Consider the following 23,387-nt stretch of genomic DNA (forward strand, 5'->3'; position numbering starts at 1 on the left):
GGCGCCGTAAGGAAAAGCGAAAAAGACGGACCGCAGCGGCAAGGTCTGGAAATCTGGCGATGGCCCGCCGCGATGAGGCGTCTAGAACTTCAGCAGGAAGGTACCCTTGAACGCATTGTCATAGGCATTCCCCGCCACCATCCCGTTATAGGCCAGGCTCAGGCTGCTCTGCGGGGTAAGGGCCATGTCCAGGGACACATCCAGCAGCAGCGCGTCGGTGGCCATGGGCGCGCCCTGGATGGCAAACGGCGTGCTGCCGCTGGCGAAGCTGAACACGGTGGATGGGGCGGTGTCGCCGAACGCATGCTGCCAGCCGGCGGATGCCCGCGCCTGCGCCGCGAGCGCGCCGATCTGGAACGGCAGCGCGCCGCGCAGCCCCAGGGTGGTGTAGACCACAGCGTCATCCTGCGCCTGGGCGGTGAGGGCGGCGGCACTGCCGTTCTCCGAGAAGCCGTTCACATGCAATTTGACATAAGCGGCATTGGCGAACGGCTCCAGGATCGCCGGACCGACCGGAAGCGGCAGGCCCAGTTCGCCATAGATCTGCGCCGCCTGCGCGCTGGCGTCGGCCCGCGCCAGGCCGGTGAAGCCGGTGAAGAACACCGAGCGGCTGGTGGAGATGTCATGCCAGGTGAAGGCCGCCCCCAGCCGCAGATCCACCGGCCCGAGGCGCGTGCCGCCGTACAGCGCCACATGATAATCATCGCTGGAGCCGGATGAGGTGCGGGCGTTCACGTCGAAGTCGGTGGAGCTGTAGCCGGTGGCAAATCCCACCCGCCAGAGATCGCCGATGTGCCCGTCCAGGCCGGCGAACACCCCGGCGACGGTGCGGCTGATGGCGCCGGCATTGGCCGTTCCATCCACCGAGCCCCAGGAGCCGAAGGCCTGCGCCCAGCCGATGCCGGTGCCGGCGTCCGCGGCGCCGGGCTGGGGGGTGATGGCATCGGGCAGCCGGGCGCGGGCCAGGGTCGCCTCGCGCAGGAAGCGGCTGTCGGCCAGGAACATGCCTGCGGCGCTGGGGTGGATCTCGCCCGACAATTGGTCGAAGGCCACGTCCGCCTGCGCCGCATTGAGCGAGAGGATGTCGTTATAGATCACGTTGCCGTAGCCCAGCGATTGCGTGCCATTGGCCGCCGCCGCCTGGTTGGCAGTCACCGCGACGCTGGCGAACGGGATTTCGTTGGGCGCTAGAACCAGGCGGGCCTGATTGTCCACATAGCTCACATTGGGCGTCAGGAAGGTGAGGTCCGTGGTGACGCGGTCGAACACGCCCACCAGAGTGCCGGCGGTGAGGAAGGTATAGGTGTAGTTGACGCTGTATCCGGCCTGGGAGTTGATCTGGAGCAGGCCGGCGAGGATCGCCGTGCCGCTGACGTTCACCACATCGCTGCGCACCGGGTCGATCTCCAGCGTGGAGGTGGAGCCCGTGCCGAGGCGTAGATTGCCCTGGATGGTCAAGGTGCCGATGGAATGGCCGGGCGAGAGTTCCGCCCCGGACGCCAGGGTCACCGAGCCCACGGTGCCATGGCCGCCCAGCAGCGCGCCGCTGGCCACCGCCACCTGCGAATTGGCGATGGAGGCGCTGCTGCCCGCAGCATTGCCGACGATGAGGGCGCCGCTGCTCACGGTCGTCGGCCCGCTGTAGGTCGAGACGCCGTCGAGGATGAATTCGCCGCTGCCGGTCTTGGTCAGGCCGCCGCTGCCCGAAATGACGCCGGAAAACGTGCTGCCCGCATTGTTCGCGCCGGTGGAGAGGGTGGCGGTGCCCAGCGTCACGGCCCCGCTTCCGGACAGCGCGCCGATGGACTGGGCGTGGCTGGCCAGATCCAAGGTGGCGCCGGCGCCGATGCTGACGCTGGTGGCGGAGGACAGGGCGCCGGCAACGTCGGTGCGCAGCGTGCCGCCGCTGATGGTGGTGGCGCCGGTGAAGCTGTTGGCCGCTCCCAGCGCGAGGGTTCCGTCGCCGGTCTTGGTGAGGCCGCCGGCACCGGAGAGGATGCCGTTCAAGGTGGCCCCGGCGGCGGTGGTCTGGATGGTGCCGGTGCTGCCCGCGGCCAGCGAGATGGGATTGGCCAGCGTATAGGCGCCCAGCAGCGAGAGTTCGGAATTGCTCAGGAATGCCAGGGCCCCGGTGCCGAGCGCGCTGGCGTTGGCCATCACCAGGCTTCCCCCATCCAGGCTGGTGCCGCCGGTGTAGCTGTTGGCGCCGGAGAGGGTGAGCGTGCCGCTGCCGGTCTTGCTGATGCTGCCGCTGCCGGAGATCACGCCCGAGAGCGTGATGGGATAGCTGGAGGTGTCGATGGTGCTGCTGGCATCGGCGGCCAGCGCGATGGTGTTGGCGAGGCTGTAGGCGCCGGCAAAGCCCAGGGTCGCGCCGCTGAGCACCGTGAGCCCGCCGGTGCCGAGGGCGCCGTCGGCCCCCACGGTGAGGGTGCCGCCGGCGAGCGCGGTGTCGCCGCTATAGGTGTTGGTGCTGGACACGGTGAAGGTGCCGCTGCCGGTCTTGGTCAGGCCGCCGGTTCCCACCAGCACGCCTGAGAAGGTGGTGGAGCTGTTGTCCGCCCCGGTCACCAGCGACGCGCTGCCCAGGAGCACCTGCCCGGCGCCGGCCAGCGAGCCGATGGTCTGCGCCGTGCTGTCCAGGTCGAGGGTCGCCCCCGCGGCCACCTCCACCGCGCTGGCGGCGGGCAGGGCGCCGGTCACCGTGGTGCGCAAGGTGCCCTCGGTCACGGTGGTGGGGCCGGTGAAGGTATTCACCGCCGCCAGTTCCACCGCCCCCGGCCCGATCTTCGCCACGCCGCCGGCACCCGAGATCACGCCCGCCAGCACCAGGGTCTCGGTATGGGTGTCGAGAATGGCAATGGCGCCGCTGCTCACCGCGATCGGATTGGTCAGGGTGGCCGCCACCGTATAGTCCAGCTCCGCCGAGCCGCGCACCGACACCGGCCCTGTGCCCAGCCCCGCGGCATTGGTGACGATGAGTTCGCCGCCGGTGAGCACGGTGCCGCCGGAGTAGGTGTTGGCCGTCGCGAGGGTGAGCGTTCCGGTGCCGGATTTTGCCAGGGCGCCGGTGCCGCTGATCACGCCGCTGATGGTGGCATCGAAGCCCGCGGTGTCGAAGGTCGCTTCGGCTCCTGTCGCCAGCTCCACCGCATTGGCGAGGGTGAAGGCGCCGCCAAAGGCCAGCGTCCCGCTGCCGAGGAAAGTGAGCGCACCGGAGCCAAGCGCGCCCGCGTCGCCAATCGCCAGGGTGCCGCCGGACAGGCTGGTGCCACCGGTATAGCTGTTGGCCCCGGCCAAAGTGAACGTGCTTGCCCCCACCTTGGCGAGGCTGCCGCTGCCGGAGAGCAGGCCGGCAAAGGTGCTGCTGCCGGTGTCCGCGCCCACGCTCAGGGCGGCGCTGCCCAGCGTCACCGCCCCGCTGCCGTCCAGGCTGGCGATGGACTGGTTCCAGCCGGACAGGTCCAGCGTGGCGCCGCTGGCGATCCGCACCGCACCGCCCGAGGGCAGCGCCCCGGCAACGTCGGTGCGCAAGGTGCCCTCGTCGATGACGGTCGTGCCCGCATAGGTGTTGACGGCGGCGAGCGCGACCACCCCGGCCCCGATCTTCGAGATGCCGCCGTCGCCGGAGATGACGCCGGCCAGAACCAGCGTTTCGGTGTGGGTATCGAGCACGGCGGTGCCGCCGGCCGCCACGGCCAGCGTGTTGGTGAGGGTTGCGGCCACCGTATAGTCCAGCTCCGCCGTGCCCTGGACGGTGATGGCGCCGGTGCCGAGGCCGGCGGCATGGGTGACGATCAGTTCGCCGCCGGTGAGCAGGGTGCCGCCGGAATAGCTGTTGGCGGCGGCCAGCGTCAGCGCGCCGTCGCCGGCCTTCACCAGCATGCCGCTCCCGGAGAGGGTGCCGGCGAGGGTGGCGGCATAAGCGGCGGTGTCGAAGGTGAATGCCACCCCGGAGGCAAGGGCGAAGGTGTTGGCCAGGCTATAACTGCCGTCGAACCGCAGCGCGGCGGTGCCGGTCACATCCACGGCGCCGGTGCCGAGCGCATCGGCATGGGCCACCACCAGCGTTCCCGCCGCGAGGCTGGTGCCGCCGGAATAGCTGTTGGCTCCGGACAATGTCAGCGTGCCGCTGCCCGCCTTGGCCAACTGGCCAGCGCCGGAGATGTCTCCGTCGAGGCTGACGGTGTGGGCGGCGGTGTCCACGGTGCCGGTGACGCCGCCGGCCAGGGCAATGGCGCCGCCCACGCTGGCGGCGCCGGTGAAGGCCAGGGTGCTGGTACCGAGGAAGGCGAGCCCGCCGCTGCCCAAGGCGGACGATCCGGCCACCGCCAGCGTGCCCCCCGACAGCGAGGTGCCGCCGCTATAAGTGTTCACCCCGCCGAGGGTGAGGGTGCCGAGCCCGGATTTGGCGAGCCCACCATCGCCGGACACGCCACCGGAGAGGGTGACATCGAAGCCGGCGGTGTCCACGGTACCGATGGCGCCGTTTGCCACCGCGACGGCGGTGCCGAAGTCATAGGCGCTGCGGAAGGCCAAGGTGGCGCTGGCGCCGAAGGTCAGCCCGCCGGTGCCTAGGGCCGTGGGGCCGGCTACCGCCAGAGTGCCGCCGGTGAGGGTGGTGCCGCCGGCATAGCTGTTGCTGCCGCCGAGGGTCAGGGTGCCGCTGCCGGATTTCACCAGGGCGCCCGCGCCGCTGATGGCGCCGTTCAGCGCGACGGCCGCGCTGCCGGTGTCCACGGTGGCCGATGCCCCCGCCGCCAAAGCGACCCCATTGGCCAGGCTGTAGGTCGCGGCCGGTGTCTGCACGAAGCCAAGGCTCGCGTTGGCGCTGATGGCGAGCGTGCCGCTGCCCAGCGCCGCATCATTGCCCACCACCAATGTTCCGGCGCCGAGCTGCGTGCCGCCCGCATAACTGTTGGCGCCCGACAAGATGAGGCTGCCGGTGCCCGCCTTCGCCAGCCCGCCCGCGCCGCTGACGGTGCCGGCCAGCGTCACCGCGTTCGCGCCGGTATCCAGCGTCGCCACCGCGCCGCTCTGGACGGTGAGGGCATTGGCCAGGCTCATGTCGGTGCCGAACAGCAGAGCGGCGGATCCCAGCACATCCACCGTGCCGCTGCCGAGCGCATGGTCATTGCCCAGCGCGAGGGCGCCGGCGGAGAGGCGGGTGCCGCCGGAATAGCTGTTGCTGCCGGACAGGGTGAGGGTGCCGGTGCCGGTCTTGTCGAGGCCCCCCGTTCCCGAAAGGGTGCCGGCGAACGTGGTGCTGGTGTTGTTGCCGCCGGTGGCGAGCCGCCCGCTGCCGAGGCTCACGTCGCCGGCGCCGGACAGAGCGGCCACGGTCTGGTCGTGGCCGGCCAGGTCCAGGGTGGCGCCGCCGGCAATGCTCACGGTGGTGGAAGCGGCGAGGGCGCCCGCCACATCGGTGCGCACCGTGCCCTGGGTGATGGTGGTGGCGCCGCTATAGGTGTTGGCCGCGGCCAGGGCCAGGGTGCCGGTTCCGGTCTTGGTCAGCCCGCCGGCCCCGCCCACCACGCCCGCCACCGTGGCGGTGTTGCCCGCGGTGTCGAAGGTCACGGTGGTGCCGGTGCCAAGGGTGATGGCATTGGCGAAGGCGAAGGTGCCGTCGAGCTGGAACGTGGTGTCGGTCAGGAAGGTCAGCCCGCCGGTGCCCAGGGCCGAGCCATTGGCCAGCACCAGCGCCCCGCCGCTGATGATGGTGCCGCCGGAGAAGGTGTTGGTGCCCGCGAGGGTCAGCGTGCCATTGCCGCTCTTGGCGATGCCGCCGCTGCCGGAGATCACGCCGTTGATCACCACCGCATAGGCGTCGGTATCGAAGGTGGCGGTGGCGCCACCGGCGACGGTGACCGCATTGGCCCATTGATAGGCGCCGCCGAAGCTGACGGTGCTCGTGCCGGTCACGGCGAGAGCGCCGGTGCCCAGCGCCGCGGCATTGCCCAATGCCAGGGTGCCGCCGGCCAACGTGGTGCCGCCGGTATAGCTGTTGGCGCCGGAGAGGGTCAGCGTGCCGCTGCCGTTCTTGGCCAGGGCGCCGTCGCCGCTGAGCGCCCCCGCCAGGGTGACCGCATGGGCGCCCGTATCCAGCGTGCCGGTGGCGCCGGTGGCGAGCGAGATGGCATTGGCGAGGCTGAAGTCGCCGCCCACGGCGAGGGTGCCATTGCTGGTGAAGGTGAGGGCGCCGCTGCCCAGGGCGCCGGCATTGCCCAAGGCCAGGGTGCCGCCGGCCAGCGTGGTGCCGCCGGTGTAGCTGTTGGTGCCGGACAGGGTGAGGGTTCCGCTGCCCGCTTTCGCCAAGGTGCCGTCGCCGCTGAGGGCGCCCGACACGGTCACCGCATTGGCGCCGGTGTCCAGGGTGCCGGTGGTGCCGGTCGCCAAAGTGATGGCATTGGCCACGCCATAAGCGCCGGCAAACCCGAGGGTGCCGGAGCCGGCAAAGGTGAGGGCGCCGCTGCCCAGGGCGCCAGCGCTGCCCACCACCAGCGTGCCGCCGGACAAGGTGGTGCCGCCGGAGAAGCTGTTGGAACCGGACAGGGTCAGCGTGCCGGACCCGGTCTTGGCCAAGGTGCCGCCACCGCTGACGGTTCCTGCCAGCGTCACCGCATTGGCGCCGGTCTCCACCGTGCCGGTGGCGCCGCTGGCCAGGGTCATGGCATTGCCGATGCTGAAGGCGCCGCCCACCGCCAGGGTTCCGCTCTGGGCGAAGGTGAGCGCGCCGGTGCCGAGCGCTGAGCTGCTGCTCAGTGCCAGCGTCCCGCCCGCCAGCGTGGTGCCACCGGTGTAGCTGTTGGTGCCGGAGAGGGTGAGGGTGCCGGCGCCGGTCTTGGCCAAAGCGCCGTCGCCGCTGAGCGTGCCCGCCAGGGTGACGCCATAGGCGCCGGTATCCAGGGTGGCGGTGGCGCCGCTCGCCAAGGTCATGGCATTGCCGATGCTATAGGCGCCGCCGAACGCCAGCGTCCCGCTGGTGGCGACGGTGAGCGCGCCCGTGCCCAGTGCATCGGCATTGCCCAGCGCCAGGGTTCCGCCCGCGAGCGTGGTGCCGCCGGAGAAGGTATTCGCGCCCGACACGGTCAGCGTGCCGCTGCCGGTCTTGGCCAAGGCGCCGCTGCCGGTGATGCTGCCGGACACGGTGACTGCATTGCCGCCGGTGTCCAGTGTGCCGACGGCGCCGCTGGCGAGGGTCATGGCATTGGCGAGGCTGAAGCCGCCGCCGAAGGCGAGGGTTCCGGTTTGGGCGAAGGTCAGCGCGCCGCTGCCCAGCGCGGTGGCGCTGTCCATCTGCACGGTTCCGCCGGCCAGCGTGGTGCCGCCGGTGAAGCTGTTGGCACCGGACAGGGTGAGGGTGCCGCTGCCGGATTTGACCAAGGCGCCGTCGCCGCTGAGCGTTCCGGCCAAGGTGACCGCATGGCTGCCGAGATTGAGGTTCGCGGTGGCGCCGGATGCCAGGGTGATGGCGTTGGCGAGGCTATAGGCGCCGGCGAACCCCAGGGTTCCGCTCTGCGCGAAGGTGAGGGCGCCACTGCCCAAGGCGGAGGCGCTCCCCAGCATCAGGGTGCCGCCGGAGAGCGTGGTGCCGCCGGTGAAGCTGTTGGCGCCGGCGAGGGTCAGCGTGCCGCTGCCGGTCTTGGCCAAGGCGCCATCGCCGGTGAGCGAGCCGGCGAGGGTGGCCCCGAAGGCTCCGGTATCCAGGGTGCCGGTGATGCCGGCGGACAAAGAGATGGCATTGGCAAGGCTGAAATCGCCGTTGAACGCCAGGGTGGCGCTGGTGGCGAAGTTGAGCGCGCCGGAGCCCAGCGCACCGGCATTGGCCAAAGCGAGCGTGCCGCCGGAGAGCGTGGTGCCGCCGGTGTAGCTGTTGGCGCCGGACAGGGTCAGGGTGCCGGCCCCGGTCTTGGCGATGGCGCCGGTGCCGGAGATGATGCCGCCCAGGCCCACCGCGTTGCCGTTGGTGTTCAAGGTGGCCGTCGTGCCGGCCGCGAGGGTCAGCGCATTGGCGACCTGATAGGCGCCGTCGAACGCCAGCGTTGCGGTGCCGGCCACCGTGAGCCCGCCACTTCCGAGCGCGTCGGCGCTGCCGAGGGCGAGCGTGCCGCTGGCCAAGGTGGTGCCGCCGGTAAAGCTGTTGGTGCCGGACAGGGTCAGGGTGCCGGCGCCGGTCTTGGTCAGCGCGCCATCGCCCGAGAGCGTGCCGGTGAGCGCGACCGCTTGGCCGCCGGTGTCCACCGACGCGGTCATGCCGCTCGCCAGCGCGACCGCATTGGCCAGGCTGTAGCTGCCGCCGAATGCCAGGGTGCTGTTGCTGGCGATGGTCAGCGCCCCGCTGCCCAGCGCCGTGGCGCTCCCCAGCATCAAGGTGCCGCCGGAGAGCGTGGTGCCGCCGCTGTAGCTGTTGGCGCCGGTCAGGGTGAGCGTGCCGCTGCCGGTCTTGGCCACGGCGCCATCTCCGCTCACCAGCCCGGCCAGCGTGACCGCATGGGCGCCGAGATCCAGGCTCGCCGTGGCCCCGGCTGCCAGGGTGAGGGCATTGGCGAGGCTGTAGGCGCCGCCGAACGCCAGGGTTCCGCTCTGGGCGACGCTGATTGTCCCCGTGCCCAATGCCGTTGCGCTGGCCAGCGCCAGGGTGCCGCCCGAGAGCGTGGTGCCGCCGGAGAAGCTGTTGGCGCCGGACAAAGTGAGGGTGCCGCTGCCGGCCTTGGCCAAAGCGCCATCGCCCGAGAGCGCGCCCGTCAGCGTGACGCCATAGGCCCCGGTATCCAGCGTTCCCATCGCCCCGGCGGAGAGGGTGAGGGCATTGGCGAGGCTGAAGCCTCCGCCGAAGCTGACGGTGCTCGTTCCGGTCACGGCGAGGCCGCCAGTGCCTAGCGCCGATGCATTGCCCAGCGCCAGGGTGCCGCCGTTGAGCGTGGTGCCGCCGGTATAGCTGTTGGCGCCGGAGAGGGTCAGCGTGCCGCTGCCGGCCTTGGCCAAGGTGCCATCGCCGCTGAGTGCTCCCGCGAGGGTCACCGCGTGGGTGCCCGTATCCAGCGTGCCGGTGGCGCCGGTGGCGAGCGTAATGGCGTTGGCGAGGGAGAAATCGCCGCCCACCGCCAGGGTGCCGCTGCTGGTGAAGGTGAGCCCGCCGGACCCGAGCGCGCCGGCATTGCCCGCGGCCAGGGTGCCGCCGGCCAGCGTGGTGCCGCCGGTGTAGCTGTTGGCCCCCGAGAGGGTGAGGGTGCCGCTGCCCGCTTTCGCCAGGGTGCCGCCGCCGGTCAGCAGGCCCAACAGGGTCACGGCGTTGGCGCCGGTGTCCAGGGTGCCGGTGGCGCCGGCCGCCAAAGTGATGGCGTTGGCGATGCCATAGGCGCCGGCGAAGGCCAGGGTGCCGGAGCTGGCAAAGGTCACGGCGCCGCTGCCCAGGGCGCCGGCGCTGCCCACCACCAGCGTGCCGCCGGACAAGGTGGTGCCGCCGGAGAAGCTGTTGGCGCCGGAGAGGGTCAGCGTGCCGGCGCCGGTCTTGGCCAAGGTGCCGCCGCCGCTGAGGGGTCCCGCCAGCGTCACCGCATAGGCGCCGGTCTCCACGGTGCCGGTGGCGCCGCTGGCCAGGGTCATGGCATTGCCGATGCTGAAGGCGCCGCCCACCGCCAGGGTTCCGCTCTGGGCGAAGGTGAGCGCGCCGGTGCCGAGCGCTGAGCTGTTGCTCACTGCCAGAGTCCCGCCCGCCAGCGTGGTGCCGCCGGTAAAACTGTTGGCGCCGGACAGGGTGAGGGTGCCGGCGCCGGTCTTGGCCAAAGCGCCGTCGCCGCTGAGGGTGCCCGCCAAGGTGACGCCATAGGCGCCGGTGTCCAGGGTGGCGGTGGCGCCGCTCGCCAAAGCCATGGTGTTGCCCAGCGTATAGGCGCCGCCGAAGCTGAGCCCGGCGCTGCCGGTGAAGCTGACCCCGCCGGTGCCGAGGGCGGCGGCATTCGCGAGCGCGATGGTGCCGGCCTGCAACTGCGTGCCGCCGGAAAAGCTGTTGGCCTGGCTCAGCGTCAGCGTCCCGCTGCCGGCCTTAGCGATGCCGCCGCTGCCGGACAGCGCGCCGCTGAGCGTGACCGCATGGGCGCCCGTATCCAGGGTGGCGGTGGCGGCGAGGCTGATGGCATTGGCCACGGTGCCATCGAATCCGAAGCCGAGCCCTGCGGAACCGCTGACCGCCAGTGCGCCCGTGCCCAAGGCGCCGGCCTGGCCGAGGACCAGGGTGCCCGATGCCAGATTGGTGCCGCCGCTATAGCTGTTCGCCGCGCTCAAGGTGAGCGTGCCGAGCCCGCCTTTGCCCAGCGTGCCGGCGCCGGAAATCGTTCCGGCCCAGTTGATGTCCTGGCCATTGGTGTCGAGGCTGGCCTGAACATTTGCCGAAAGGCTGAGGGCGTTCTGCACCGTATAGGCGCCGCCGAAGCCGATGGTGGCGTCGGTCGTCACCGCCAGGGCGCCGGAGCCGAGTGCCGCGGCATTGCCGAGGGACAGGTTGCCGCCGGACAGCGTGGTGCCGCCGGCATAGCTGTTGGCGCCGGACAGGGTCAGGCGTCCGGCTCCGACCTTGGAGAGAGCGCCGGTGCCAGACAGGGCGCCACTCAGTTCGGCGTCAAAGCCGTTGGTGTCGAGGGTTGCGGTGGCGCCGGTGGCCAGGGTCAGGGCGTTGCTGACGCCGTAGGCCGCCGCGAAGCGCACGGTGGCATTGCCCAGGATCGCCAGCGCGCCGCTGCCGAGGGCGGTGGCATTGGCCAGCACCAGCGTGCTGCCGGAGAGGCTGGTGCCGCCGGAATAGCTGTTCGCCCCGGCCAAAGTCAGCGCGCCCGACCCGGATTTCACCACGGCGCCGGTGCCGGAGATGACGCCGGCCAGCGTCACGTCGAACGCCCCGGTGGCGAGGGTGGCGCTGGTGCCGGCACCCAGATCCATCGCGTTCTGGACCATGTAGGCGCCGCCGAACGCCAGTGTTCCCGAGCCGGCGAAGCCGAGCGTGCCGGTGCCCAGGGCCGCCGCATGGCCCAGCGCAAGCGTGCCCGCCGACAGCGTGGTGCCGCCGGAATAGCTGTTGGCCGCCGCCAATGTGAGCGTGCCGCTTCCGGTCTTGGCCAACGCGCCCGCGCCGGAGAGCGTGCCGCTCAGCGTGGTGGCGAAGGCGCCGGTGGCGATCGTGCCCGTGGCGCCGCTGCTCAGCACCAGGTCATTGCCGAGGCTATAGGCCCCGTTCACGGCCACGGTGCCGTCCGCCGCGATGGTCAGGGCGCCGAGGCCCAGCGCCCCGGCATTGGACAGGGCCAAGGTGCCCTGGGACAAGGTGATGCCGCCGCTGAAGGTGTTGGCCGCCGACAGGGTCAGGGTGCCCGCGCCGCTCTTGGCCAGGGCGCCGGTGCCAGAGAGGATGCCGCTCCAGGTGGCGCCAAGCCCATTGGTATCCAGGGTCGAACTGGTGCCGTCCGCCAGGGTCGCCCGCGCGCTGGAGGTGAGTGCGGACCCGATCACCTGGAGCGTGCCGCCGCCGAGGTTCAGCGCATAGGTGCCGGTGGCATTCACACCGCCATAGGCCGGTTGCAGCGAGGTGCCGCCGATCTCCAGCGTGCCGCCGTTCAGATTGTAGGTGCCATTGCCCAAGGAGGAGAGATAGAGCGATGCGCCCGCCCGCACCCGCACGGTGCCCCCGGTCTGCGTCAAGGTTCCGGTCGCGGAGGTGGCGGGCGCGGTGCCGCCCACATAGCGGTTGCCCAGCGCGATGTAGCCGGAGGCTACGTCGATGAGCCCCCCCGATACGGTCAGGGTACCGGATCCGGCGGCGTTGCTCCCGGTGTTGCGACCCACCTGGATGATGCCGGAGTTCAAGGTGAGGCTGCCGCCGGAGAGGGTGTAGCTGCCGGTGCCGCCCTGGTTGCCGAGGTTGAGGCCGGCATTGTTGAGGGTCACCGTGCCCGCGGTCTGTTGGACGGCGCCGGTGCCGCCGAAATCGCCCACCTGTATGGAGGCATCATCCGAGCCGCCGGGCTCCTGGATCACCAGCGCGCCGCCGGCGATGCTGAAGGTGGAATTGCCGGTGCTGCCCGAGCCCAGCGACAGATATTTGATGGTGTTGGTGCTCGAGCCCGCGGCCTGGATCAGGGCGCCGGAGACGATGTGGAACTCGCCGGAATCCACCAGGACCCCAGACAGCGTCAGGCTGCCGGTGCCGACCTTGCCGTAGGCGCCGGTGCCGTTGAAGGTGGTGTCGGTGAGCGTCAGATTGCTGTTGTCGGTGCCGAAGCCGATGAGGCCGGCGCCGATGGTGATGGTGGCGCCGTTGGCGTTCAGCGCCGCCAGGGATTGCTGGGTATTGGACACATTGAGCGTCGTGCCCGCCTCCAGCGCAATCGCCGAGAATTGCGAAATCGCCCCGGAGGTGCTCGCCGCCAGGGTGCCCTGGGCCACGCGGGTGGCGCCGCTATAGCTGTTGATCGCGCCGAGGGTGAGGGTGCCGCTGCCCTGCTTGGTCAGGCTGCCAGCGCCCGAGATCCCGCCGCTCAAGGTGTCGTTGAAGGTTCCGGTGTCGAGGGTGGCAATGACGCCGCTGGCGAGGCTGAGCGCATTGGAGCGGGTGAAGGCCGCCCCGAAGGCCAGGGTGGAATCCGCCAGGAAGCTGACGGTGCCGCTGCCCAAAGCGGTGGCGCTGGCCATGCGCAGCGTGCCGCCGGACAGCGTGGTGCCGCCGCTATAGGTTTCAGTGGCGGCAAGGGTCAGCGTGCCGCTGCCGGCCTTGGCCAAAGTGCCACTGCCGGAGATGACGCCATTGAGCTGCACGTCGTTGCCCGCCGTGTCCAGCGTGGCCACCGCGCCGCTGCCCAGGGCGATCGTATTGGCAACCGTATAGGCGCCCGCAAATCCCACCGTGCCGCTGGCGGAGATGGTGAGCGCGCCGGTGCCGAGCGCCGCCGCATGCGCCAGGATCAGACTGCCGCCGCCGAGGGTGGTGCCGCCGCTGTAGGTATTGGCAACGGCGAGGGTCAAGGCTCCCGTGCCGGACTTGGACAGGGCGCCGCTGCCGGAAATGGTCCCGGAAAGGGTCTCAGCGAAGGCGCCGGTGTTCACGGCCAATGTCGCTCCTGAGCTGAGGCTCAGCGCATTGGCGATGGTATAGGCGCCACCGAAGCCGAGGCTGGCGGAGGCGTTGACCGTGAGCCCGCCGGTGCCCAGGGCCGCGGCATCGCCCAGGCTGAGGGTTCCCGCGCTCAGCGTGGTGCCGCCGGAAAAGCTGTTGGCCGCGGCGAGGGTCAACGTGCCGCTGCCGGTCTTGAGCAGAGCGCCGGCGCCGGAGATCACGCCGCTCCAGCGGGCCAGCGTGCTCCCGGTGGCGAAGGTGGTGGTGGTGCCGCTCGCGAGGGTCGCGGCATTGGCGATGGAGCGGTCGCCGCTGAAGGCAAGGGTGGCCGTGCCCGTCACCTGGAGCGCCCCGGTGCCCAGCGCGGTGTCCGTGGCCAGCGTCAGTGTTCCCGCGCTCAGCGTGGTGCCGCCCGCATAGCTGTTGGCGCCGGAGAGGGTGAGGGTGCCGCTTCCCGCCTTGGCAAGTGCGCCGCTCCCCGAAATGACGCCGCTGAGGGTGTCCGCGAAGGCGGCGGTGTCGAGGCTGAGGGTTACCCCGCTCTGGAGCGCCAGTGCATTGGCCACGGTGTAAGCGCCGGAGAAACTCAGGCCGGAACTGCCGCTGACGGTGAGCGCGCCGGTGCCAAGGCCGGCGGCATTGCCGAGGGCGATAGCGCCTCCCGCCAAGGCGATGCCACCGCTGAAGGTGTTGGCGGCGCTCAGGGTGAGCGTCCCCGCGCCCACCTTCGACAGCGCACCGCTGCCGGAGAGCACATCGCTCCAGGTGGCGCCGAGGCCGTTGGTGTCGAGGGTCGATGTGGTGCCGGCCTGGAGGGTGGCCTTCAAGGCCGCCGTCAGTGTGGAGCCGATCACCTTGATGGTGCCGCCGCCGAGGGTGAAGAGGTAGGTGCCGCTGCCGGCGCCGCCGCCATACGATCCCACCACCGAACTGCCGCCGGCCTCCAGCGTGCCACCGCTCAGCGTATAGGCCCCGTTGCCGAGCGAGGAGAGCGACAGGGTTCCGCCGCTCTGCACGCGCAAGGTCCCGCCGGTCTGGTTGATGGTGCCGGAGCCGGAGGCCGCGGGCGGCGTGCCGCCGGCGGCGCGATTGCCGAGGATGAGGTTGCCGCTGGCAACATCCAGCAGGCCGCCGGAGATGTTGATGGTGCCGGTGCTGGCCGGCTGGCCGACGGTGTTGCGGCCGACATTGTAGAGGCCGGAATTGAGCGTCAGCGTGCCGCCGGAGAGATTGTAGGTGCCGGTACCGCCCTGGTTGCCCACATTGAACGAGGAGTTTGTGACGGCGATGGCGCCGCCGGTCTGGTTCAGCACGCCGGTGCCGCCCCAGTCGCCCACCTGCAGTGAGGAACTGGTGCTGCCGCCCGGATCGCGAATATCCAGGGTGCCGCCGGAAATGTTCAGCGTGCCGTTGGCGCCGCCGCCGGAGCCGACGGCGAAATACTTGATGAGATTGGTGGCGGCCCCCGCGCCTTGGGTGATGGTGCCGCCGACAATGTGGAACTCGCCCGTGCCCATGGTGACGCCGGAAAGCGCCAGCGTGCCGGTGCCCGCCTTGTCGAACGAGCCGTTGCCGCCAGAGGCGGTGATGGTGGTGCCGGAGAGGGCGCTGTCGCCATTGTCGCGGCCGAAGGCGAGCGTGCCGGTGCCGATCACCACGGTTCCGGCCGCCGCCGACAGATTGGCGATGGATTGCGTGGTGTTGGTCAGGTCCAGCGTCGCCCCGGCGTCCAGGGTGATGACGGAATTGGCCGACAGCGTGCTGGAGACGCCGGCTTTCAGCGTGCCGGCCCCAATCTGCGTGCCGCCGGCATAGGTGTTGGCCCCGGAGAGGGTGAGCGTGCCGCTGCCCGTCTTCAGCACGCCGCCGGCGCCGGAGACGATGCCGGAGAGGGTGTCCGCATTGCTGCCCGTGTTCAGGGTGGTGGTGGTGCCGGCGGCGAGGGAAAGGGCATTGCTGACGCTGTAGGCGCCGTTGAACAGCAGGGCCGCATCGGCGCTCACGCTCAAGGTGCCGCTGCCCAGTCCCGCCGCGTTGGAGAGCCCGAGCGTTCCGCCTTGGAGGGTGACGCCGCCGCTGAACGTATTGGCCCCCGCCAGCGTCAATGTGCCGGCGCCGGCCTTGGCCAGAACGCCAGTGCCGGAGATGACCGAACTCCAGGTGGCGGCAAGTCCGTTGGTATCGACGGTGGAGGTGGTGCTCGCGGCCAGCGTGGTCAGGAATGTCGTCGCCGTGGTGAGGGTGCCGCTGGCGACCTTCAGGGTGCCGCCGGCGAATGCGAAGGTGTCGTCGGCGCCGCCGGACAGCGTGGAGCCGGCAAGGGCGAGCGTGCCGCCGGAAAGCTGGTAGGTCCCGGTGCCGGAACCGAAGGCGAGGGACGAGGTGGTCAGGGTGCCACCGGTCTGGGTGACGGTGCCGGTGCTGCCGGCGAGGCTTGCGACCGACAGGCCGTTGGCCAAGGTGGCGGTTCCGCCGCTGATGTTGAAGGCCCCGGTGCCGCCCGCCGCATCGCCCACCACCAGGCTGTTGCCGGAGATGGATAGCGTGCCGGCGGACAGATTGTAGGTGCCGGTGCCGCCGCCATTGGCGCCGCCGCTGTTGCCCACATTGGCGCCCAGCCGGAACGGATTGGTCACCGCGATGGTCACCAGCGTGCCGGCGCCGTCCTGGGTGATGGTGCCGGTGGAAAGCGCATCGCCCACGTAGATCTGGGCACCATTATAGGTGAAGGCCGCATTGTCGGAGAATTGCAGCAGGCCGCTACTGCTGCCGTTGGTGCCGGTGCGCGAGCCCACATAGGTGGTGTTGGTGGTGTTGCCGGGCGTGGTGGTGAAGACCGAGTCGCCAGTGAGATGATAGGTGCCCGTGCCGCCAACGGTGCCGATGTCCATGGACAGGGTGCCGTTGGCGGTGACCGTTCCGCCACTCTGGTTGAAGGTGCCGACCACGCCGGCCCCCCGGCCCACCGCCAGCCCGCCATAGTTCGAGCCCGCCCCGGCGGCATTGAAGGTCAGGGCGCCCGAGGTCATGGTCAGGGTGCCGGTGCCGGCATTGGCGCCGTCATAATTGCCGACCCACAGGCGTCCCACGCCGCCAGTGGTGGCGACATCGAACACCACGTCCCCGCCGGCGATGGTCAGGGCGCCGGTGCCGCCGTTGCCGATGCGGATATAGCCGTTGTTGGTGCCCACAGAGGTGGTGGTGGTGAGGCTCGAGCCGGCTCCCAGAACCACGGTGGCGGCGCCGCCGGCGGTCCCGATGTCGACGGGCGCGCCGGTGAAGCTGATGGCCAGCGAAGACGCGGCGCCGGGGAGCGAAACGCTACCGAAGGTGAAGACCGTACCATTGCTGACGACATTGATGGTCTCGGGCGCCCCGAGCGTGGTTGCGTCGGTCACCGCCTGGGTAAAATCTGCCTGGGTGGTGACGTCCAGCGCCACAGCCACGCTCGTGCTCGCCCAGAGTGCCGCAGTCACCATTGCGGCGGCGCGGCGCGCGCCGAATATCCGATGCGTTGCCGAGGTCAGCGCCGTTGAGGAAAGAAAGTAGATCCGGATCGGCCATCTCGCCGCCTGCTTGCGTCCAAAATCGGATTGAGCGTGGCCGGGGTCGGTGTCGCGCGTGGATGCTTCCCGCCCCTGCCCTTGACTTGCCCGCATGTCGTTTCAGCCCGCCCGCTTTATTTTGCGGCAAACTATGCGGGTCAGGATTGCGGGGCGCTATAATTACTACCAAAATGGATAGTAATTTCAATAGAGGCGTCAAATTTGCTTCATCAATTTTAGGTATACGCGAGCGTTTTGTACCCTATATCGGGGACGTCATCTTGAGCGTTGCCGTTAGCAGCCGGAAAAGCGAGCGATCAGGGCCACCAATTGGGCTTGCCGCTCCGTTCCGGTTTTGGCCAGAACCCGTTTCACCTGGGTGCGCAATGTGCCCTTGGTGGACCCGAAGCGCTGAGACAACTCCTCCACCGACCAGCCTTCGGCCAGGCCCTTGGCGACGCGCGCCTCGGCGGGCGTGAGGGAGAACAGGTCCATGAGCGTCTGCGGGCTCAGGGAGGCGCGGCTCTCGGAGGTCAGCATCAGCATGAACTTGCCCGGGGCGAAGATGTCGTTCGCGGCCCCTGAGATGGGCACCAGATGCAGAAGGTGCGGCTCCTGGGTTTCGAAGTCGCGCGCCACCAAGGAGAGCGCAGCTTCGGCGGCGGAGCGGGGCGGGGCCGCCAGCGCCCGCGCCAGCATCGCATCGGCCTTGGTGTCCAGCAGGGTCACCCGCGCCGTGCCCGCCTGAAACAGCCCCCGGCTCTTTTCCACAAACTGGGCGTTGGCCGCGCAGATCTGGCCGGACTGGGAGAGAATGGCCGCCGGGCGTTGCAGCGTTTCGAACACGTCCTGCAGTTTCTCGGCGCGGTTGGCGCCGAGCGTCGCGGCGATCATCACGGCGCGGGTCAGGTGGGGCCGCAGCCGGTTGAGGTATCGGATGTGATCCGGGCCGATGGGGCCGTCCTTGTAGCGCCGCTCGATGCCGATCTCGTAGGTGCCCACGTGCGGCACCTCGATCAGCGTTCCCGCAAACCAGCCGTAACCGCGCGGGTAAAGGAAATCGCGATAAAGCGGCTCCGATACCATCTCCGTCGGCTCGAACAGGTCATTGTCGGTCAAGAAGCCAGGATGGACCAGGCGCAGCAGGCGATCAATCCGCGCATTATAGTCCAGCCCCTGGCGGACGCTGTCCTGGAATAGCGCGTGGCCGTCGCCCGATGCCGCGCAGACGTGGACGCTCGGGGACACGGAGAGAACAGCGGCAAAGGCACCGCCGGTTTCTTGGGCGATGCTTTCCAGCACCAGCGGCCATTTCTCGGAAACAACCGCTGCTTCATAGATGAGATTGATATTCATCGGCGCGCGCAGCGCTGGAGGATCTGCCGGGACGCAGCCGATGAATGGCGCGACGATGCCGCTGCGGCCTGGCACGGACCGGAAGGGGCAGGGCCCTTGCCGACGCGGACGATATCGACCAATGCCGCCCCTGGCGAACAGGCCTGAGATGCACAAAAATATGTGTCAGATGGTGACAATGCCAGTTCCCCCCCAGAACCGTTCGCCCGAAAATGCTGCGCGTGCGTCAGCTGAAACGCGACATTCGTCTCAGCTATTCCCCGCGCCGCAAAACGCGACCATGACCCGTAACGCTGCCGCTGTTCATGTTCAACCAATCGCAAGGCATCAAATATCAAAATTGAAATTAATTTCGAAGCATTATAGGGGCGCCCCGTGCCCGCGTACATATGAACCTTGTGGTAACATAAAGCCGGTACGTATTTGAAAGGGCCGGCACTCCCCACGCCGCTCCCCTCGCTTGTCGCGACAGATGCCTTGCGAACAAAACGCGAAACATCAATCCTCGCCTATCATAGAGGAATGATTCGCCGGTGTCCGCTGCGTACCTTGCCGAGCTCAATCCGGAACAGCGGCGCGCCGTGGAGCATGGCGTCGGGCAGGGAACTCTGGCACCTGCGCTCCTGGTCATCGCCGGTGCGGGGTCCGGGAAGACCAACACCCTGGCTCACCGGGTTGCCCATCTCATCGTCACCGGGGTCGATCCCCGCCGGATCCTCTTGCTCACCTTCTCGCGCAGGGCCGCCAGCGAGATGGCTCGCCGCGTCGCGCGCATCTCGCGTCAGGTTCTGGGCGCGTCGGCCGATGGGGCAACGGAGCGCCTGACTTTTGCGGGGACCTTCCATGGCATCGGCGCGCGGCTGCTGCGGGAGTATGCGCCGCAGATCGGCCTGGATCCCGCATTCACCATTCATGACCGTGAAGACAGTGCCGATCTTCTGAACCTGGTGCGGCACGATCTCGGATTCTCCAAGACCCAGAGCCGCTTTCCCACCAAGGGCACGTGTCTGGCCATCTACTCGCGCTGTGTAAACGCCGAACGCCCGCTGGAGGAGGTGCTGGCCACGGTGTTCCCGTGGTGCGCCGGCTGGGCGGGGGAACTCAAGAGCCTGTTTGCGGCCTATGTGGAGGCCAAGCAGAGCCAGAACGTGCTCGATTACGACGATCTGCTGCTCTATTGGGCGCAGACCGCCCACGAGCCGCTTCTGGCCGCCGATATGGGCGCGCGGTTCGATCACGTGCTGGTGGATGAATATCAGGACACCAACCGCCTCCAGGCCTCGATCCTGCTCGCCCTGAAACCGAGCGGCGCGGGCCTGACCGTGGTGGGCGACGATGCGCAGTCGATCTATGCGTTCCGCGCCGCCACGGTGCGCAATATCCTCGATTTTCCGGGGGCCTTCACGCCGCCGGCCCAGATCGTGACCCTGGAGCGCAACTATCGCTCCACCCAGGCGATCCTGTCCGCCGCCAATGCGATGATCGAACTGGCCCGCGAACGCTTCACCAAGAACCTCTGGACCGATCGCAGCGCCGGGGCCCCGCCCCAGATCGTGCATGTGCGCGACGAGGCCGACCAAGCCCGCTTCATCATCGCCAAGGTGCTGGAGAACCGCGAGGCGGACATGCCGCTGAAACAGCAAGCGGTGCTGTTCCGCACCTCCCACCACAGCGGGCCGCTGGAGGTGGAACTGACCCGGCACAACATCCCCTTCGTCAAATTCGGCGGCTTGAAGTTCCTTGATGCCGCCCATGTAAAGGATCTGCTGGCGCTGCTGCGCTTCCTGGAAAACCCCCGCGACCGCGTGGCGGGCTTCCGCATCCTGCGGCTCATGCCGGGCATCGGCCCGTCGGCCGCACAGAAGGTGCTCGACGTCATCGCCGCCGCCGCGGATCCCCTGGAGGCGCTGCTGGCACTTCCGTCGCCGCCGCGATCGGCGGCGGACTGGCCGGCCTTCCTGGCGCTGGTCGGGGCGATGCGGGGCGGCGCCGCGGGCTGGCCGGCGGAGATGGAAGCCGCGCGCCTGTGGTACGAGCCGCATCTGGAGCGGATGCATGAGGATGCCAGCGCGCGCCAGGCGGACCTCGTGCAGCTGGAACAGATCGCCGCGGGCTACCCCTCCCGCGAGCGCTTCATCACCGAACTGACCCTGGACCCGCCGGACGCCACCAGCGACCAGGCCGGCGTGCCGCTCCGCGACGAGGACTATCTGATCCTCTCCACCATCCATTCCGCCAAGGGGCAGGAGTGGAAATCGGTGTTCGTGCTGAATGTGGTGGACGGATGCATCCCCTCCGATCTGGCCACCGGCGCCAGCGAGGAGATCGAGGAGGAGCGGCGTCTGCTCTATGTGGCCATGACCCGCGCGCGGGACGACCTGCATCTGGTGATCCCGCAGCGCTTCTACACCCATGGCCAGCAGGCCAAGGGCGACCGCCACGTCTATGCCTCGCGCAGCCGCTTCATTCCCAACGCGATCCTGCCCCACTTCGAGCGCACCGCGTGGCCGCCGGCGGAAGGGGCGCCTGCCGCCGGGCGTCCGGTGATCCAGGATGTGCGCGTGGATGTGGCCGCGCGCATGCGCGGCATGTGGCGATAGTCCGAACGGGCCGACCCCGGCAAAGAGTGACCGGCGGGAGAGCGATGCCGGTGCCGGGCGATGCGGCGTCAGGGCGCCAGGCTGGCGTCCAAAGCTGCCGAAAATCCGTTGAAGGAGACCGGCAACTGGACCTTCTGCCGGGCGCCGTCCTCAAAGGTCAGCGTTCCGCTGCCGGTGGCGCCTTTGAGGGCCTGCACCTGCTCCGGCTTCAGCTCCATGTCTGCAAAGCAGGCGCGCGGGCAGGTCTTGAAGGTCAGCGCCAGAGGCGAGGCCTTTTCCCCGGCCTGAAGCACGGCGCCTGCCGGCAGCCAGACCCCAGGCGGCAGTTCGACGATGAGGCGGACCGGGTCGGCCTTGCTGGGCCGGCCCACCACCACCTGGGCGATCAAGCCCTGATCGGCGCGGGCTTGGATGCCCTGGGCGATCTCGCACACCTTGGGCTTGTCGGCGGGCGCCTCGCAGCGCACCACCCAATCCTGGTAGGTGGCAGTCGTGGTCTGCGGCGCTGGCGGCTTGTCCGCGGCCGCCGGCTGCGCCCATGCGGACCCGGCGAGGCCGGTCGCCAGAAGCGCGGGTCCGCAGATCGCAGCCATCACCAGAGCCGCCCGTGGTCGCGAAGAGGCTTTCCGTGCCCGCATTGGTTCGTTCCTCAGCCCGGTGCCGAATCGGCATGGCCGATCGCACCCCATCCATACCTCTGCCGGCCATATCCGCACCCGGCCGGATGCGCAACGGGAGACGGCGGTGTCGGTCTCAGTCCGTGCCGGCTTGCAGGAAGAAGCGCATCATCTCGCGGCTGGCATCGGGCCCGCGGGAATCGGCAAAGGAGCCCGAGGAATTGCCTCCGGACCAGGCGTGCCCGGCGCCTTGCAGCACCCAATGCTCAAGCACCGGCCTGCCGCGATCATCCACCGCGATCGTGCGCGTGTACCGCATCCCGCTTCGCGCCACGCCATGCTCCACGGTGGTCTGGACCGGAGCAGCGGTGGTGACGCGCGCAGTGACATGGTCGCCATTGGCGGGATGCACGGTGGTGTCCTGGTCGCCATGGAAGACGATGGTGGGGACCCGGCCGCTCTCGGTGCCGGGACCCACGGATTCGCACCGGGCCGGAGCCCCGTTGCGCATGGCGCCGAACGCAGACGACATGTCGCTGGCGGCGCCGCAGGCAAGGCCGGAATGCACGCCGATGGCGGCATAGAGATCGGGATAGGCCTCGCCCATGATCGCCGCCGCGGCGCCGCCCGCGGACAGGCCGGCAATGAACACCTGCCCCGGATTGACCGGGAACTCCCGCATGATCTCGCGGGTGATGCCGGCGATGAGTGCGGGTTCCCCGCGGTCCCGGGCCTGATGTCCGCTTTCGAACCAGTTCCAGCATTTGGAGGGATTGGCGGACTTCGACTGAGCCGGATAGGCCACCAGGACGGTGTGCTCTTCAGCCACGTCGTTCATCCGCGTGCCGACGGCAAAGTCCTCCGGCGACTGACTGCACCCGTGCAGCATCACCACCAGCGGCAGCGGTTCGCCCTTGTAGCCGCTGGGAATATAGAGCTTGTAGGTCGCCGTGCCGGTGGGGCCGGAATAGGTGCGATCCTCGAAGGCCGAACCGCCGGTGGGCGGCGCCTTCGCGCGCGGATCGACCGGAGCGGCGGGGCCGGTGTCCCACCAGCTGACCATGTCGTTGAAGGTCTTGAGCACCTGGGCTTCGCCGGCCCGCATCAGGCCCATGGCCGAGGTGTCTTCGGGGGGCGAGGCGACCGCCCAAGGCTCATCCGCCCCCCGTGGCGGCACCAGATCAATGGGCGCGTCGTCCGCCGCCCAGCCGGACTGTGGCGAACCCGGGGGAGGGGCCGCCGCCGGTCCGCCGGCGCCACGCAGCAATGCCGTGGCTTCCTGTACGCGACCCTCGCGGGTGAGGCGCAACACCTCAATCATGTCGAACTTGAAGACCGACGTCATAAACCGGATCCTGACGGGAAGCGGAGAGGGACGGACGCCCGCTCCTGAAAGGGGAAAATCAGCGGATGCGTCCGCCGAGTGCGGATTTCACCGCCGTACTGGCCTGGAGCGCGCCCAGGACGTGAATGGACGAAATCGTATCCTGAGCCAGATCCGGCGGGACGTCCGCCTCGATGACCACCAGGCCCAGCACCTGAATATCGAGCGTCTCGCCCGCGGCGCGCACCGCTTCCAGCTTCTGCCGGCTGTAGCGCCGCAGACCCAGGTCGAGGCTGTGAACCTTTACGGACCGCTTGAGCACGTCATCGTGCCGGTCCAGCTGGGCGCGAATGGCGGCGCGGATGAAATCCGTGCGATTGGCGTAAAAATGCTCATGCACCAGAAGGTCGATCTGGCCGAGATCCACATGCCCCAGGTTGATGGTGATTTTTTCGCTTTCCGGCGGCCGAACCTGCGGCGCCACTGCTTTGACCTCACTCACAATCGCCCCTCGCACCATCCAATAACCATCCGTGTGGATGGTAGATGGGGCGTCGCGCGATCAATGCAAGCCCCTCCGGGCATTTCCGCGGGCGATCGCTTCGGGGCCGTCTGGTGCCCGGCGCCCGTCTTGCGGCACGGCTGAGTGTAACGGTCGGTCGCGATTGGGGTCTGTCAGGGGCGGCACGGCGCCCGGAGGCCGGGACCGCAGAACAGGATGGCAAATGTAAAGCGCCCGCACCGGCACCCGAAATGGCCGCGGGCTCGGTCCGCGTAGATAATAAAATTGCTATTAATCTCTATATCGGACATAGTCCACACGTCCGATAAAAGCCGGATTAA

General features: G+C 69.4%; 6 protein-coding genes. 1 reads left to right on the plus strand and 5 read right to left on the minus strand.

Features of this window, described 5'->3' with window-relative positions:
• Positions 1-81 precede the first annotated feature (81 nt).
• Positions 82-16,548 (minus strand): autotransporter-associated beta strand repeat-containing protein, encoded by a 16,467-nt coding sequence (locus tag AAG816_RS16945; protein WP_341990836.1) that lies wholly within the window; start codon positions 16,546-16,548, stop codon positions 82-84.
• Positions 16,549-16,941: 393 nt separating this feature from the next.
• The gene (locus tag AAG816_RS16950; protein WP_341990837.1) at positions 16,942-18,003 is read right to left on the minus strand and encodes a helix-turn-helix transcriptional regulator; all 1,062 of its coding nucleotides are present in this window, start codon (positions 18,001-18,003) and stop codon (positions 16,942-16,944) included.
• 533 nt (positions 18,004-18,536) lie between these two features.
• Between AAG816_RS16950 and AAG816_RS16955 the strand changes: the two genes are divergently transcribed.
• Complete coding sequence (locus AAG816_RS16955) at positions 18,537-20,603, plus strand: ATP-dependent helicase (RefSeq protein WP_341990838.1); 2,067 nt, start codon at positions 18,537-18,539, stop codon at positions 20,601-20,603.
• A gap of 68 nt (positions 20,604-20,671) precedes the next feature.
• Here the strand turns inward: AAG816_RS16955 and AAG816_RS16960 are convergent, their stop codons facing one another.
• The 3 genes from AAG816_RS16960 to AAG816_RS16970 all read right to left on the minus strand — a co-directional run bounded on the left by AAG816_RS16960 (position 20,672) and on the right by AAG816_RS16970 (position 23,049).
• Complete coding sequence (locus AAG816_RS16960; RefSeq protein WP_341990839.1) at positions 20,672-21,196, minus strand: invasion associated locus B family protein; 525 nt, start codon at positions 21,194-21,196, stop codon at positions 20,672-20,674.
• A gap of 160 nt (positions 21,197-21,356) precedes the next feature.
• Positions 21,357-22,565: a PHB depolymerase family esterase gene (locus tag AAG816_RS16965; protein WP_341990840.1), complete on the minus strand. Its 1,209-nt coding sequence runs from the start codon at positions 22,563-22,565 to the stop codon at positions 21,357-21,359.
• 58 nt (positions 22,566-22,623) lie between these two features.
• Entirely contained in the window at positions 22,624-23,049 is a 426-nt protein-coding gene (locus AAG816_RS16970; RefSeq protein ID WP_341990851.1) for a CopG family transcriptional regulator, read from the minus strand.
• Positions 23,050-23,387: the final 338 nt, after the last annotated feature.

Origin of the sequence: Azorhizobium sp. AG788, assembly GCF_943371865.1 — a bacterium.
GTDB lineage: Bacteria > Pseudomonadota > Alphaproteobacteria > Rhizobiales > Xanthobacteraceae > Azorhizobium.

What these genes read in the sequence shown, in the direction of transcription:
- AAG816_RS16950 (WP_341990837.1), bottom strand. Translation starts at nt 18,003, where the DNA reads ATGAATATCAATCTCATCTATGAAGCAGCGGTTGTTTCCGAGAAATGG.
- AAG816_RS16965 (WP_341990840.1), bottom strand. Translation starts at nt 22,565, where the DNA reads ATGACGTCGGTCTTCAAGTTCGACATGATTGAGGTGTTGCGCCTCACC.
- AAG816_RS16960 (WP_341990839.1), bottom strand. Translation starts at nt 21,196, where the DNA reads ATGGCTGCGATCTGCGGACCCGCGCTTCTGGCGACCGGCCTCGCCGGG.